The 14,065-nt window shown below is 72.3% G+C and carries 11 protein-coding genes; 7 read left to right on the top strand and 4 right to left on the bottom strand.

All coding sequences use genetic code 11. The features are described from left to right. The first annotated feature begins 780 nt into the window (after positions 1-780). Positions 781-4,617: a hypothetical protein gene (locus tag M8C13_RS28885; protein ID WP_252483880.1), complete on the top strand. Its 3,837-nt coding sequence runs from the start codon at positions 781-783 to the stop codon at positions 4,615-4,617. 53 nt (positions 4,618-4,670) lie between these two features. On the opposite strand, the gene M8C13_RS28880 is transcribed toward M8C13_RS28885, so the two are convergent. The 3 genes from M8C13_RS28880 to M8C13_RS28870 all read right to left on the bottom strand — a co-directional run bounded on the left by M8C13_RS28880 (position 4,671) and on the right by M8C13_RS28870 (position 7,576). Continuing rightward, a complete protein-coding gene (locus M8C13_RS28880; RefSeq protein ID WP_252483879.1) occupies positions 4,671-5,498 on the bottom strand; it encodes an aldo/keto reductase in 828 nt (275 codons plus the stop codon). 29 nt (positions 5,499-5,527) lie between these two features. Further along, positions 5,528-6,313 (bottom strand): SDR family NAD(P)-dependent oxidoreductase, encoded by a 786-nt coding sequence (locus M8C13_RS28875; RefSeq protein WP_252483878.1) that lies wholly within the window; start codon positions 6,311-6,313, stop codon positions 5,528-5,530. 66 nt (positions 6,314-6,379) lie between these two features. Beyond that, positions 6,380-7,576, bottom strand: coding sequence for an MFS transporter (locus M8C13_RS28870; RefSeq protein ID WP_252483877.1), 1,197 nt, complete (start codon positions 7,574-7,576; stop codon positions 6,380-6,382). Between the two features lie 148 nt (positions 7,577-7,724). On the opposite strand from M8C13_RS28870, the gene M8C13_RS28865 reads away from it, so the two are divergent. From M8C13_RS28865 to M8C13_RS28840, 6 genes are all read left to right on the top strand, one after another. Further along, complete coding sequence (locus M8C13_RS28865) at positions 7,725-8,171, top strand: MarR family winged helix-turn-helix transcriptional regulator (protein WP_252483876.1); 447 nt, start codon at positions 7,725-7,727, stop codon at positions 8,169-8,171. A gap of 125 nt (positions 8,172-8,296) precedes the next feature. Beyond that, positions 8,297-9,955 (top strand): FAD-binding dehydrogenase, encoded by a 1,659-nt coding sequence (locus M8C13_RS28860; protein ID WP_252483875.1) that lies wholly within the window; start codon positions 8,297-8,299, stop codon positions 9,953-9,955. 378 nt (positions 9,956-10,333) lie between these two features. Continuing rightward, positions 10,334-11,032 carry a DUF998 domain-containing protein gene (locus M8C13_RS28855; protein WP_252483874.1) on the top strand — a complete coding sequence of 233 codons (699 nt, stop codon included), beginning with the start codon at positions 10,334-10,336 and terminating at the stop codon, positions 11,030-11,032. Between the two features lie 119 nt (positions 11,033-11,151). After that, complete coding sequence (locus M8C13_RS28850) at positions 11,152-11,481, top strand: hypothetical protein (RefSeq protein WP_252483873.1); 330 nt, start codon at positions 11,152-11,154, stop codon at positions 11,479-11,481. After that, the gene (locus tag M8C13_RS28845) at positions 11,478-12,062 is read left to right on the top strand and encodes a DUF3558 domain-containing protein (RefSeq protein WP_252483872.1); all 585 of its coding nucleotides are present in this window, start codon (positions 11,478-11,480) and stop codon (positions 12,060-12,062) included. The genes M8C13_RS28850 and M8C13_RS28845 overlap by 4 nt, the downstream gene beginning before the upstream one ends. A gap of 12 nt (positions 12,063-12,074) precedes the next feature. Continuing rightward, the gene (locus tag M8C13_RS28840) at positions 12,075-13,298 is read left to right on the top strand and encodes a hypothetical protein (protein ID WP_252483871.1); all 1,224 of its coding nucleotides are present in this window, start codon (positions 12,075-12,077) and stop codon (positions 13,296-13,298) included. Here the strand turns inward: M8C13_RS28840 and M8C13_RS28835 are convergent. Continuing rightward, positions 13,238-14,017: a hypothetical protein gene (locus M8C13_RS28835; protein ID WP_252483870.1), complete on the bottom strand. Its 780-nt coding sequence runs from the start codon at positions 14,015-14,017 to the stop codon at positions 13,238-13,240. The genes M8C13_RS28840 and M8C13_RS28835 overlap by 61 nt on opposite strands. Positions 14,018-14,065: the final 48 nt, after the last annotated feature.

The raw sequence follows: 14,065 nt of genomic DNA, 5'->3' as shown, positions 1-14,065 counted from the left end.
CCGCCGGCGTTGCACCGTCGCGACCCCCAGTCGCGACGGTGTCCCTGCCGAGTCCAGTTCTATCGCCTTCGGCGTTGTACGGCTTCGGAGCCGACGACGTACAACCAACGACCGCACAACCACAAGGCTCTGACCAGCATGTTTACCACCTCGTGATGATCTCTGAAGGGGCGGTTGACCGCTCCGGACCGGACAGTCGATCGGTCGTTGTTTAGTCGGTTGCGACGACTAATGGCCCTTGCTCGCCGTGACGGGCCGTCACTGGCCTTCTGGGGCGCACAAGCAGTGGAACAGTGTTCACGCACATGAACGATGAGGTGGTGTGTCGCGGTTCCGCCTGTTTGGGCGCATCCGGAATTGTGGCGACCGCCCCGGTCGCGGCGGCCTGCACAACGCCAAAAGCACGCCACCATGCCAGCCCGGACTCCGGCTGGACGGCGGCAACAACTACCGCCGGGAGTCGGCTGCTGCCGCACACATTTGAGCCCCGCCGCCGCACTCAACGGAAACGACTTCAGCTACCGGCGCGGCGCGAACGTGGTCCCGGTGACCGGACAGAAGAACGGCCGCCCGCACACCGACACGGTGACCTGGCCACTCGCCGGCCAGCGAAACGGGAAAGGCCCGTCGCTCCGGTGCCGGAACGACGGGCCTTCGCCACGCGGCGGCCCCCAGTACCGCGCAGATCCCTCCCCACGAACAGTTTTAGCTCCTCCGTTGTTGTGTGGCTTCGCCACGCGGGCTACACAATCAACCCGCACACAATCCGGGTGGGGGAAGATGCCACGTCCAGAACGTCCACTGGATCCGGACGGGGGACCGGTCCAGCGCTTCGCCGGTGAGCTGCGCGCGCTGCGGCAGCAGGCGGGCAACCCGAGCTACCGGGAGCTCGCCCGGCAGGCGCACTTCTCCATGGCCACCCTCGCCCAGGCCGCGCGCGGCGACCGGCTGCCCAGCCTGGCGGTCACCCTCGCCTACGCCAAGGCCTGCGGCGGCGAGGAAGCGGAGTGGGAGAAGCGGTGGCGGGACGCGGCCGCCGAGCTCGACCCGGTCCAGCCGCGGGAGACCGACGGCGAACGCCCGCCCTACCCCGGGCTGGCCGCCTTCCAGGCCGAGGACGCCGACCGGTTCTTCGGCCGGGCCGGCCTGGTGGACAAGCTCATCGGCCTGCTGGCCCGGCGGCGGTTCGTCGCGGTGGTCGGCGCCTCCGGCTCCGGCAAGTCCTCCGTGCTGCGCGCCGGGGTGCTGCCCAAGGCCGGTCCCGCACTGGTGGTCACCCCCGGCGCCCGCCCGCTGGAGGAGTGCGCGGTGGCACTGGCCGCCCGCCTGCGCACCCCGGCCGGCCGGCTCGCCGCCGACCTGCGCGAACAGCCGCGCAACCTCGGGCTCGCACTGCGCCAGCTGCTCGACGGCGAGCCGGCGGGCGCGGAGTTCCTGCTCGTGGTGGACCAGTTCGAGGAGCTGTTCACCCTGTGCGCCGACCCGGCCGAGCGCTCGGCGTTCCTGGCCGCGTTGCGCGCGGCCACCGACGACGAGCTGACCAGGGCCAGGGTGGTCATCGGCGTCCGCTCGGACTTCTACACCCACTGCCTGCAACGCCCCGAGCTGGCCGGCATCCTGCAGGACGCGCAGGTCGTGGTCGGCCAGCTCGGCACCGACGAGCTGCGCGCCGCCATCGTCGAACCCGCCGTGCGCGCGGGCTGCTCGGTGGAGACCGCGCTGGTCACCCGCCTGGTCGCGGACGCCTCCGGCAGGCCGGGCGTGCTGCCGCTGGTCTCGCACGCGCTGCTGGAGACCTGGCGGCGCAGGCGCGGCACCACGCTGACCCTCGCCGGCTACGACGCCGTCGGCGGTATCGAGCACGCCGTCGCGCGCACCGCCGAGGAAGTCCACAGTGGACTGACCGAGGCCCAGCGCGCGTTGCTGCGGCGCATCCTGCTGCGCCTGACCGCGCTCGGCGAGGGCACCGAGGACACCAAGCGCCGCATCAACCGAGCGGAGCTGGACAGCGGTGACACGGATCTGGGGAACCCGGACACCGCGCTCGTGCTCGACCGGCTCACCGCGGCCCGGTTGCTCACCCGCGACGGCGACAGCGTGGAGATCACCCACGAGGCGCTGATCCGGTCCTGGCCCCGGCTGCGCGGCTGGCTCACCGAGGACCGCGAGGGCCTGCGGGTGCACCGCCAGCTCACCGAGGCCGCCGCGGGCTGGGAGAGCGAGGGCCGCGACCCCGGCGCGCTCTACCGCGGCTCCCGGCTGGCCGTGGCCAGGGACTGGGCCGCCCGCAACCAGGACACCCTCTCCGCCGGGGAGCAGCGCTTCCTCGCCGCCAGCCTGGCCGAGCAGGCCAGGCAGGACCAGGTGGACCGGCGGCGCACCCGGCGGCTGCGCCAGGCCGTCGCGCTGCTCACCGCGATGCTGGTGCTCAGCGTGGCCGCCACCGGTTTCGCGGTGGACTCCCAGCGGATGGCCGACGAGGAGCGCACCACCACCGTGGCCCAGCGGGTCGCCGACCGGGCGATCTCCTTGCGGGGCGCCAATCCCGGCCTGGCCGCCCGGCTCAGCCTGGCCGCCTACCGGCTGGCCCCCATCCTGGAGACCAGGGGCAGCCTGCTCAGCACCTACGTCACCCACTACGCCAGCCCGCTCACCGAACAGGGCAACACCGTCGGCGCCGCGGTGTACAGCCCGGACGGCCGGAACATGGTGGTGGCCAACCAGAACAGCACCATGAGCCTGTGGGACGTGCGCGACCGCAGGCACCCGCACCGGGTGCGCACCCTGCACGGGCACACCGGCCCGGTCTCCAGCATCGCCTACCGGCCCGGCGGCGGCCTGATCGCCTCCGGCGCGGGCGATGCCACCGTGCGGTTCTGGGACGTGACCGATCCCCGGCGGGGCAAGGAGATCGGCCGTCTGCCGTGGACCGGGGCCTCGATCGCCTCACTGGCCTTCGACCGCACCGGCGCCCTGCTCGCGGTCGCCGCGGTGGACGGCGTGGTCGAGCTCTGGGACGTCCGCGACCCCGGGGCGGCCACCCGCAAGGCCCGCTTCCAGGACACCATGACCGTGCACGGCATGGCCTTCAGCCCGGACGGCCGCACCTTCGCCATCGTCGGCTCCGGCGAACCGCCGGTGCGGCTGTGGGACATCAGCGACCCCGGCAACCCCAAGTCCCAGGGCAGCCTGCCGGTGGACCGGCAGAGCGCCTTCGGCGCGGCCTTCAACCACGACGGCACCCTGTTCGCCACCGGCGCGCCCGACCGCAGCATCCGCGTCTGGGACATGCGCGACCCACGCGAACCGGTGGAGCTGCCCCCGCTGACCGGGCACCACGACACCGTGTTCGACCTGTCCTTCCGGCCAGGCGAGGACACCCTGGTCTCCGGCTCGCTGGACAACGACATCCGGGTCTGGCACCTGCGGGACCGCCGCAAACCCAGGGCGGGCGCGGTGCTGCGCAAGCACACCGACATCATCCGCTCGGTGGTCTTCCACCCCGACGGCAAGACCCTCGCCTCCGGCAGCCTGGACCAGAGCGTGCGGCTGTGGGACTTCGCCGACCCGGAGCACCCGGCCGAGCTGCCCGAGCTCAGCGCGCACACCGGCCCGGTGCGCACCGCCGTGCTGCACCCCACCCAGAAGGTGCTGGTCACCGGCAGCGCCGACCACACCGTGCGGCTGTGGGACGTGCGCGACCAGCAGCACCCCCGGCTGCTCAAGATCCTGGAAGGCCACGACGACGTGGTCTACGACGTCCGGTTCAGCGCCGACGGCAAGCTGATGGCCACCTCCACCCTGGGCGGCACGGTCCGGCTGTGGTCGGTCGGCGACCTCGACGACATCCGCCCGCGCGGCGAGCTGAAAGGCCACGTGGACGGGGTGCTCTCGATGGCCTTCGCCGACGGCGGCGCCACCCTGATCACCGGCAGCGTGGACAGCACCGTGGCGCTGTGGGACATCCGCGACCCGGACCAGCCGCGGCGCGGCGCGGTGCTGCACAGCCCGGCCAACGCCATCATGTCGGTGGCCTACAACGAGAAGACCAAGGTGCTGGCCGCCGCAGGCGCGGACCGGGTGATCCGGCTGTGGCGGGTGCGCGACTCCGGCCAGGCCACGTTGCTGGCCGCGGCCAGCGGCCACACCGACCTGCTGTACTCGGTGGCGATCAACCCCGAGGGCACCCTGCTCGCCTCCACCAGCGCCGACCACTCGGTGCGGCTGTGGGACATCCGCGACCCCGACCACCCGCGGCTGGTGGAAACCAAGAAGGAGCACGGCAACACCACCTACTCGGTGGCCTTCCGCGGCGACGGGAACATGCTCGCCAGCACCGGAGCCGACCAGACCCTGCGGCTGTGGGAGGTCTCCGGCCAGGGCCGCCTCACCGAGGCCGCGGTGCTGGCCCTGCACAAGGACCGGGTCTACAGCGTCCAGTTCAGCCCGGACGGCAAGACCATGGTCAGCGGCGGCCACGACGGCGTGGTGCTGCTCTGGGACGCCGACCCGGAACAGGCCGCCGCCCGCGTCTGCGAGCTGCCCGAGGCGGAACTGAGCCCGCAGGAGTGGGAACAGTACTTCCCCGACGTCCCGCAACGCCCCAGCTGCCGCTGAGCACGACCTCGCCCCGCCCGGAAAACCCAGGCGGGGCACCAGGTCTGGCCGGATCAGCCGGTGAAGGTGTCCGGGTCGGGGCCGGTGCGGCGGTCGGCGTTGAGCGCGGTGACCGAGGCGAGGTCGTCCTCAGCCAGCTCGAAGCCGAAGACGTCCAGGTTCTGCTTGATCCGGGACGGGGTCGCCGACTTCGGGATCACCACGTTGCCCAGCTGGAGGTGCCAGCGCAGCACGATCTGGGCCGGGGTGCGGTCGTACTTGCGGGCCAGCTCCACCAGCACCGGATCGTCGAGCAGCTCGCCCTGGGCCAGCGGGCTCCACGCCTCGGTGACCACGCCCAGCTCCCGGTGCGCCTCGCGCAGCCCGGCCTGGACCAGCCGCGGGTGCAGCTCGACCTGGTTCACCGCGGGCACCACGCCGGTGGCGTCGATGACCTGCCGCAGGTGCTCCGGCTGGAAGTTGGACACGCCGACCGCGCGCACCCGGCCGTCCTGCTGGAGCTTGGTCAGCGCTTTCCAGGAGTCCACGTACTGGCCCTTGGCCGGCACCGGCCAGTGGATCAGGTACAGGTCCAGGTAGTCCAGCTTCAGCTTGTCCAGGCTGGCGTCGAAGGCGCGCAGCGCGCTGTCGTAGCCCTGGTCGGCGTTCCACAGCTTGGTGGTGATGAACAGCTCCTCGCGGGGCAGGCCCGCGGCGGCCAGCGCCGCGCCGACGCCGCCCTCGTTGCCGTAGATGGCCGCGGTGTCGATGCTGCGGTACCCGGCCTCCAGCGCGTGGGTGACGGCGGCCTCGGTCTCGCCGTCCGGGATCTGGAACACGCCGAAGCCCAGCTGCGGCATGGCCACCCCGTTGTTGAGGGTGAGGGACGGAACCTTGCTCATCGATCTTCCTTTCGTGTGCTGCGCAGAACTCAGATGGTCGGGATGAGACCGCCGTCGACCCGCAGCGCCGCGCCGGTGGTGGCCGAGGCGGCGTCGCTGGCGGTGTAGACGATCAGGTTGGCGATCTCCTCCGGCCGGATCAGCCGCTTGAGCAGCGAGGTCGGCCGGTCCTTGGCCATGAACTCGCGCTCGGCCTGCTCGAAGGGCAGCTCCGGGTACAGCTCGCCGATGAAGGCGCGCACGCCCTCGGTGAGGGTGGAGCCGGGCAGCACGCTGTTGATGGTGACCCCGCTGCCCGCCACCTCCTGGGCCATGCCGCGGGCGACCGAGAGCTGCGCGGTCTTGGTCATCCCGTAGTGCACCATCTCGCTGGGGATCATGGTCGAGGACTCGCTGCTGACGAAGACCACCCTGCCCCAGCCGCGCTCGGCCATCCGCGGCGCGTAGTGCCTGGTCAGCCGCACCCCGGAGAGCACGTTGACCTCGAAGAAGCGCAGCCACTCCGCGTCCGGGATCTCGAAGACCGGCTGCGGCCCGAAGATGCCGGTGTTGTTGATCAGGATGTCCACCTCAGGCAGCTGCGCGAACAGCGAGTCCGCCCCCGCCGCGGTGGCGATGTCCGCGGCCACCCCGGTGACCTTGTCCCAACCGGTCTCCGCCGTCAGCCTGTCCACCGCCGCGGCGACCCGGTCCGCGCTGCGGCCGTTGAGCACCACCTCGGCGCCCGCCTTCGCGAACCCGGCGGCCACGGCGTAGCCGATCCCGCTGGTGGAGCCGGTGACGAGGGCGGTGCGGCCGGTCAGGTCGATCTTCATCGGTGCGAGCTGCCTTTCCCTGGCGAGGATATTCAGTAGAGCGATATATGCAGTCGACGCGCATACTCAGCGCGCGAGCGCGGCTTCCGGAGTGGCTCCCTCGGTGCTGATCGTGGCCCGCCGCCCGCGGTCCAGCCAGCCGGAGAACAGCGCCACCGCGAGCCCGGCCACGGTCAGCGTGCCGCCGATCCAGTTCGGCGCGGTGTAGCCCAGGCCGTGGTCGATGGCCAGCCCGCCCAGCCACGCGCCGCCCGCGTTGCCCAGGTTGAACGCGGCCACGTTGGCCGCCGAGGCCAGCGCGGGCGCTCCCGCCGCTTTGGTCAGTACCCGCATCTGCAGCGGCGCAACCGTGGCGAACCCGGCGATGCCGAACAGGGCGATGGTGAGCACCGAGCCGAGCTGGGAGTGCGCGGTGAAGGTGAAGGTGAACAGCACCGCGGCCAGCACGGCCAGGAACAGGTAGAGGCTGGGCATCAGCGCGCGGTCCGCGGCCCGGCCGCCGAGCAGGTTGCCCACGAACAGGCCGACCCCGAAGAGCACCAGCAGCCAGGTGACCGTGCCGGGGGCGAAACCGGCGACCTGGGTCATCATCGGCGCGATGTAGGTGAAGGAGGCGAACACCCCGCCGAAGCCCAGCGCGGTCATCGCCAGCGCCAGCCACACCTGCGGGATCCGGAACACCGCCAGCTCCTGGCGCAGCCCGCCGCCCGGCGCGGCCTTGGTGCGCGGCACCAGCGCGATGACCCCGACCAGGCCGAGCACGCCCAGCGCGGTCACCGCCCAGAACGTCGAGCGCCAGCCCAGCTGCTGGCCCAGCGCGGTGCCCAGCGGCACACCGAGCACGTTGGCCATGGTCAGGCCGGTGAACATCATCGCGAGCGCGCTGGCCCTGCGCTCCGGCGCGACCAGGTCCGCGGCCACCACCGAGCCGACGCCGAAGAACGCGCCGTGCGCGAGCGCGGCGACCACCCGGCCGGTCATCAGCAGGCCGTAGGTCTCGGCCAGCGCGGAGAACATGTTCCCGGCGATGAACAGCCCCATCAGGCTGACCAGGATCGTCTTGCGGGGCAGCCGCCCGCCCAGCGCGGTGAGCAGCGGCCCGCCGACCACCACGCCCAGCGCGTAGCCGGAGATCAGCAGGCCGGCGGCCGGGATGGACACCCCGAAGTCGGCGGCCACCTCCGGTAACAGCCCCATGATCACGAACTCGGTGGTGCCGATGGCGAACGCGCTGATCGCCAGGGCGAGCAGGGCAATGGGCATGGCCAGCACTCCAGATGGATAGCGTCGACAATTAGCGGCGTACACAACAACCCGCGTCTGCGATAGTTGCATACGCTGGTTATTGCACGAGCTGTATGATGCGCCTGGACACCGGGCGGCGCAAGCCGAGCAGCTCAGGAGGGGTGCGATGGGACTGGCCGACGACGCGGTCGAAGCGCGGGCCCAGGGATGGCGCACATTGGCCGCCCTGCACTGCCGGATCGAGGACAAGCTGGAGCGCGCGCTGCAGAAGGGACACGAGCTGTCCGTGCGCGAGTTCAGCGTGCTGTCCATCCTGTCCCGCCAGGACGGCTGGCACATGCGGATGAACCAGCTGGCCAACGCGGTGGTGCTCAGCCAGTCCGCGACCACCCGCCTGGTCACCCGGCTGGAGGAGCGCGGCCTGCTGGAGCGCTACCTGTGCGCGACCGACCGCCGCGGCATCTACACCGAGGTCACCCCCACCGGCCAGCAGCTGGTCGACCAGGCCCGCCCCACCCACGACCAGGCCCTGGCCGAAGCCCTCGCCGAGGCCCAGGCCCTGCCCGAACTGGCCCCCCTGGTCGCCGTCCTGGAGAAGTCCTGGACCCCCTGAAACACCTGCCGGCCGTCCGACGCGCTACTCGCGGGTAGAAATCCGCTCCCGGTGCTAGGCCGCGGGCTGGTGAGGCGGCATGATCGGCTGGTCCGCGTCATCCCGCTCCGGGAGAAGGGTCGTCAATGGCTGCCGATGCCGATGTCATCGTGGTGGGCGCTGGGCTCGCCGGTCTGGTCGCCACCGCCGAGCTGGCCGAGGCGGGCAGACGGGTGCTGCTGCTGGACCAGGAGCCCGAGGCGAGCATGGGCGGCCAGGCGTTCTGGTCCTTCGGCGGCCTGTTCCTGGTCGACTCGCCGGAGCAGCGCCGCCTGCGCATCCGCGACTCCTACGAGCTGGCCTGGCAGGACTGGCTGGGCACCGCGGGTTTCGACCGCGAGGAGGACTACTGGCCGCGCAAGTGGGCCGAGGCCTACGTGCAGTTCGCCGCGGGGGAGAAGCGGGCCTGGCTCAAGCAGCAGGGCATCCAGATCTTCCCGGTGGTCGGCTGGGCCGAGCGCGGCGGCTACGACGCCAACGGCCACGGCAACTCGGTGCCGCGCTTCCACATCACCTGGGGCACCGGTCCCGGCGTGATCGCCCCGTTCGTCAAGCGGGTGCGCGCCGCGGTCGAGCGCGGCCTGGTCACGCTGAAGTTCCGGCACCGGGTGGACGAGCTGAGCGTCACCGGCGGCGTGGTCGACGGCGTGCGCGGCCAGGTCCTGGAACCCAGCCCGGTGGCCCGCGGCGAGGGCAGCTCCCGGGTGCCGGTCGGCGAGTTCGAGCTGCACGCCCAGGCCGTGATCGTCACTTCGGGGGGCATCGGCGGCAACCACGACCTGGTGCGCCGCAACTGGCCCGCGCGGATGGGCACCCCGCCGGCCAAGCTGCTCTCCGGCGTGCCCGCGCACGTGGACGGCCGGATGCTCGGCATCACCGAGGCCGCGGGCGCGCGGATCATCAACCCGGACCGCATGTGGCACTACACCGAGGGCATCCAGAACTGGGACCCGATCTGGGCCAGGCACGGCATCCGGATCCTGCCCGGCCCGTCCTCGCTGTGGCTGGACGCGCGCGGGCAGCGCCTGCCGGTGCCGCTGTTCCCCGGCTTCGACACTCTGGGCACCCTGGAGCACATCATGCGCTCCGGGCACGAGCACACCTGGTTCATCCTCACCCAGAAGATCATCGAGAAGGAGTTCGCGCTCTCCGGCTCCGAGCAGAACCCCGACCTCACCGGCAAGAGCGTCCGGCAGGTCATCGGCCGGGCCCGCGCGGGCGCGCCGGGACCGGTGGAAGCGTTCAAGCGCAACGGGGTCGACTTCATCGTGGAGTCCACCCTGCCCGCGCTGGTGCGCCGGATGAACGAGCTCACCGGCGGCGAGCCGCTGATCGAGTTGTCCGATGTGGAGCGTCAGGTGCTGGCGCGGGACCGGGAGATCGCCAACCCGTTCACCAAGGACCTCCAGGTGACCGCGCTGCGCGGCGCCCGGAACTACTTGGGGGACAAGCTGATCCGGGTGGCCAGCCCGCACCGCCTGCTGGACCCCAAGGCGGGCCCGCTGATCGCGGTGCGACTGTCCATCCTGACCCGCAAGACCTTGGGCGGCCTGGAGACCGACCTGGACGGCCGGGTGCTGCAGGCCGGTGGCGAACCGCTGCCCGGGGTGTACGCGGCCGGTGAGGTGGCGGGCTTCGGCGGCGGCGGCATGCACGGATACCGTTCGCTGGAGGGCACTTTCCTCGGCGGCTGCCTGTTCTCCGGCCGCACGGCGGGCCGGGCCGCGGCGGCCGCGGTCGGCTGAGTCAGCCAGCCCTCGACCAGCCGGGAGACCACGGAGTCGTTGCCGCGCAATGGCCACCAGGCCGGGCTTGACCCGGTCGAACCCGCGCCCAGCGGCGCTGTCGCGACTCCGGGGTGTTCTTGCTCACCACCGGTCGCCGCCGCCCGGCCGATACTCCGCTGCGGACATCACCGCTGGTAGCGGGCTCGGCCGGGTCACCAGCGCGCCCTCGGTCGCGCGGGTCCGCTGTCTTCAGGTTATCGACAGCCGCGACCGGGAACGATGTCCGGCCGCCGCCGCGTTCTTCAGGCAACCGACCACAACGACCCGGCGCCGGCGGAGTGCAGACCCCGGCGCCTCACCGCGGAGGTGCGCGTGCTGTCTCCCGAGGTTCCCCCAGTGCCGACGGAGCCCGAGCGCACCGCCGCCGCGGCGGCGTCCAGACCCCTCCCCGAACGGGTGCTGGGCGCCGCCGCGCCCCTGAGCGCCATCGGCACCGTGCTGGTGCTGGCCGGTATCGCGCTCCTCGGCCTGCTGGACCTGCTGCCCACCTCCGCGCCGCTGTTCCGCACCATCAGCCACTACGCCCTCACCGACCAGCGCTGGGTCTTCGACTCCGCCCTGCTGATCCTCGCCGCGGGCTCCGCGGTCATCCTGGTCGGCTTGGTGCGCAAGGGTTTGACCCGCGCCGCCTCGCCCGCCGCGGTGTTCCTGGCGATGTGGGTCATCGGCCTGGTGATGGTGGTGGTGTTCCCCAAGCACGACTGGTCGGTCGGCCCCAGCCTCAGCGGCGACATCCACCGCGTGGGCAGCGCGCTGGCGTTCTTCGGCCTGCCGATCGCGGCCATGCTGCTGGCGCGGCCGTGGCTGACGGAGGTCGCCTCGCGGGGCTTCGCCAGGACGGTGTGGTGGCTGGGCCTGGTGTCGCTGCTGTGGTTCCCGCCGATCGTGGCGGTGATCGCCTACTACGGGCCGCTGGGCGCGCGCTGGTGGGAGTTCTTCCCGCTGGGCCTGTGGGAACGGGGACTGGCGCTGACCGAGGTGCTGGCCGTGGTGGCACTGGGCTGTTGGGCGCATTTTGCCAAACCAAACAAGTAATCGCGGACGTTGTACGTCAATTCGGGTGAAGCCCCGAGTTGTGTGCAAATAGTCACGGCTCGCGCACTTTACCTCTCCTATGATTACTGAGGGTAATCGAGGTAAATCGGGGGGTAGTCGTGGGGAGCGATGACCGGGTCCGGGTGAGCCGGGAACAGGTGCTGGCCGCCTTCGCGGTGCTCAACCGGGAAGGGGAATGGCTGCGGGGCAGGCTGCGCCTGTTGCAGGAAGGCCTGCGGATGCGGCCCTGCGGCGGTGACCCGGTCAGCGCGGACGCCGCGAAGGTGTACAGCTGGAAGTTCGTCGACGGACCGGACTCGATCTACCAGCAGTACCTGAAATACAGCCAGACCCTGCTGGACGCGGCGGTGGAACTCAGGCTGGCCGCCCAGGACTACGGATTCACCGAAACGGAGATCGCCGAATCCCTGGCGCGGTATCGGTCATGATCGCGTTCCGGGTGCTGGGAATGGTGGCGCTGGTAGTGCTCGCCGGATGTTCGGTGCCCGGTTCGCCGGTGCCGATGGACGAGGCGGCGGCCAAGGCGGTGGTGTCCGCGCGCCCCAAGGAGATCCGGCTGGACGGTTTCGTCGAGGGCCAGGTGTGCGAGCTGCTGACCGCCGCGCAGCGCAAGGACCTCGGCGTGGACTACGTGATGCCCGCCGAGGCCGGTGACCGGTTCGGCAACCGGGGTTGCGGCTTCTCCCGGTCGGGGGAGAAACCGCGGTACGCCTACCAGGTCACGCCAGTGCCGCAGGAGGGCGCGGACGTCTGGCTGCGGCCGGGCGAGACCAACCTGGAGGTCCAGCTGGTGCGGGTGGCCGGGTTCCCTGCGGTGCAGAACCGGCGGACCACCGACGGCCGGGGCTGCTTCGTCGATGTCAGCGTGGCCGACGGGCAGCGGCTGGGCATCCAGTACTCCTATGACACCGAACCGGTGCCGCTGACCACGGCGGAGCTGTGCCAGCGCGCGGTGGCCATGGCGGAGCTGGCCACCCGGAACCTGGTGGAGCTGCGCGGAAAACGATGACGAGGGGGCGGGATGAGCGAGGAGCCGCGGATACGGCACAACCGGTTCGAGGGCTATCCGCTGGAGGAGAAGTACCGCTGGATGCAGGAGGGGGCGGGCAGCGGCGCGGTGCACGAGCCGGCGGAGGCGCTGCGGGCGATGCACGTGGCGGCCGAGGAGTGCCGGGAGCGGGTGGCGCGGGCACTGACCGACCTGGGCCTGGACTGGCACGGCGCGGCGGCCAGCGCGATGTTCGACGCGGCCCGGCCGTCCCTGCACTGGGCGATGACCGCGCTCAAGGCCGCCGAGACCAACCTGGCCGGCGTCTCCGCGCACGGCGTCGACTTCGCCGAGACCAAGCCGAAGATCGAGTCCGCCGAACAGGTGCGCCAGCCCGGCTTCGCCGAGACGGCCTTCAACCCGGTGGCGCTCATCGAGATCCAGCAGGACATGCACGCCCAGCTGGCCGCCAACAAGGCCCGCGACGACGCCGCCAACCGCGCCCTGTACGCCTTCGAGGCCGCGGCCAGGGTCCAGGCGGAGTCGGTGCCCACCCTGCCCGACCCACCCCGGATCGCGGTCGAGACCACCCCGCTCGCCCTGCCCCCGCCCGGCGACCGCGACCGCCGTGAACCCCCGCCCGTCGACCCACCCGCCCGCGACCCCGGCCGCACCCGCCCACCGCGGACGTCACTGGACCACCCCGCCGATCCTGGCCGGCCGCCAACCGGCCCGGCCACCCCGCAACCCACCAGCACGCAACCCGCCGCTGATCCCGGCCACCGGCCCGGTGCCGAGGACGGCACCCGGGCGCAGGCCGGCGGCCCGGCCGGCCTCCGCCCGGACCTGCCGATCCCCGGCGGCCCGGGAACCGTGTCCGGCGGCCCCGGACAAGGCGGCGGGCTGGGCGGCCCGGGTCCCGGCGGCGGGTTCGGCGGCTCGGGGCCGGGCGCACCCGGCGCTGGTTCCGGTGGCGCGGCGGGGTTCCTCGGCGTGCTGGGCGGTGGTGGCGCATCCCCGCAGCCACCAACGCCCGCACCCCGCAACCCCGCCCCGCACACCACCCGCCCAGCCCCCGGCGTCCCCGGAAAACCAGGCGCCCCAGGCCCCGCACTGCTCCCGCCGCCGCAGCCCGGCCGCAGGCCCGAGGACGACGTCGAGCACACCAGCAAGGTGCGCAGGCTCAGCGACGAGATCTACGGACTGGACGACCTGCCCACGGTGCCGCCGCCGGTGATCGGCGAGGAGCCCTCCTGAGCCCTCGGCCCGGGCAGCTGGTGGCGTGGCTCGAACTCGCGGTACAGCGGGTGCACCTCGGTCTGGTGCACCGCGGAGACCAGCCGGGCCAGCGGACCGACGAGGCGGACGGCCTCCTCGATCTCGTCGGGATGCCGGGCCAGCCACCAGGCCACCGCCGAACCGGGATCACGCAGCACGCTCTCGGTCAGGTACTGCCGCTGGTCGCACTCCCATTCCCGCTCCGCCGCCCAGGCCAGCCGCTTGCGGCGTAATCGTTGCAACTGGGTGACCAGGCTCAGGTCCTCGGCGTCGGCGGACAGGCCGATGTCCTCGGCCCAGGACTGCACCCAGCCACCGGGATCGGGCTTGGGCGTGCCGAGCTCGGCGGCCAGCTCCGCGTTGACCCGTTCGCCCTCGGTCAGCTCGGCCGCGCCGGAGATGGCCATCGCCCGGTGCAGCACCGCGTTCACCGCCACCCCGGCCGGATTCGGATGCCGGGGCCCGTCCGCGGCGGGCACCAGCCGCCACCGCACGGTGCAGGAGAAGGTGAACGCGAACTCCGCGGTCGCACTCGGCACCCGGCACGCGGCCACCTCGTACCGCGCCACCTTGGCCGGCGTGGCCACCGGCGGCGCCGCCGCACCCACCTCTTCCTTGCGCAACTGGCGAGAACGCCACCAGGTGCCGACTCCGGCGAATGGCCCCACCGGTCGGCGTGCCTGTGTGGATCCGGTCATGAACGACCCTCCTCGGCAATGGACCCGCCGGAGCAGTCTCGCGGCAGG

The organism is Crossiella sp. SN42, assembly GCF_023897065.1.
Lineage (GTDB): Bacteria > Actinomycetota > Actinomycetes > Mycobacteriales > Pseudonocardiaceae > Crossiella.
This window is presented reverse-complemented; position numbering and strand designations above follow the sequence as displayed.

Bases quoted from the DNA above. Each gene is read 5' to 3' on its own strand.
- M8C13_RS28885 (WP_252483880.1), top strand. From the start codon at position 781: ATGCCACGTCCAGAACGTCCACTGGATCCGGACGGGGGACCGGTCCAG.
- M8C13_RS28880 (WP_252483879.1), bottom strand. From the start codon at position 5,498: ATGAGCAAGGTTCCGTCCCTCACCCTCAACAACGGGGTGGCCATGCCG.
- M8C13_RS28875 (WP_252483878.1), bottom strand. From the start codon at position 6,313: ATGAAGATCGACCTGACCGGCCGCACCGCCCTCGTCACCGGCTCCACC.
- M8C13_RS28870 (WP_252483877.1), bottom strand. From the start codon at position 7,576: ATGCCCATTGCCCTGCTCGCCCTGGCGATCAGCGCGTTCGCCATCGGC.
- M8C13_RS28865 (WP_252483876.1), top strand. From the start codon at position 7,725: ATGGGACTGGCCGACGACGCGGTCGAAGCGCGGGCCCAGGGATGGCGC.
- M8C13_RS28860 (WP_252483875.1), top strand. From the start codon at position 8,297: ATGGCTGCCGATGCCGATGTCATCGTGGTGGGCGCTGGGCTCGCCGGT.
- M8C13_RS28845 (WP_252483872.1), top strand. From the start codon at position 11,478: ATGATCGCGTTCCGGGTGCTGGGAATGGTGGCGCTGGTAGTGCTCGCC.
- M8C13_RS28840 (WP_252483871.1), top strand. From the start codon at position 12,075: ATGAGCGAGGAGCCGCGGATACGGCACAACCGGTTCGAGGGCTATCCG.
- M8C13_RS28835 (WP_252483870.1), bottom strand. From the start codon at position 14,017: ATGACCGGATCCACACAGGCACGCCGACCGGTGGGGCCATTCGCCGGA.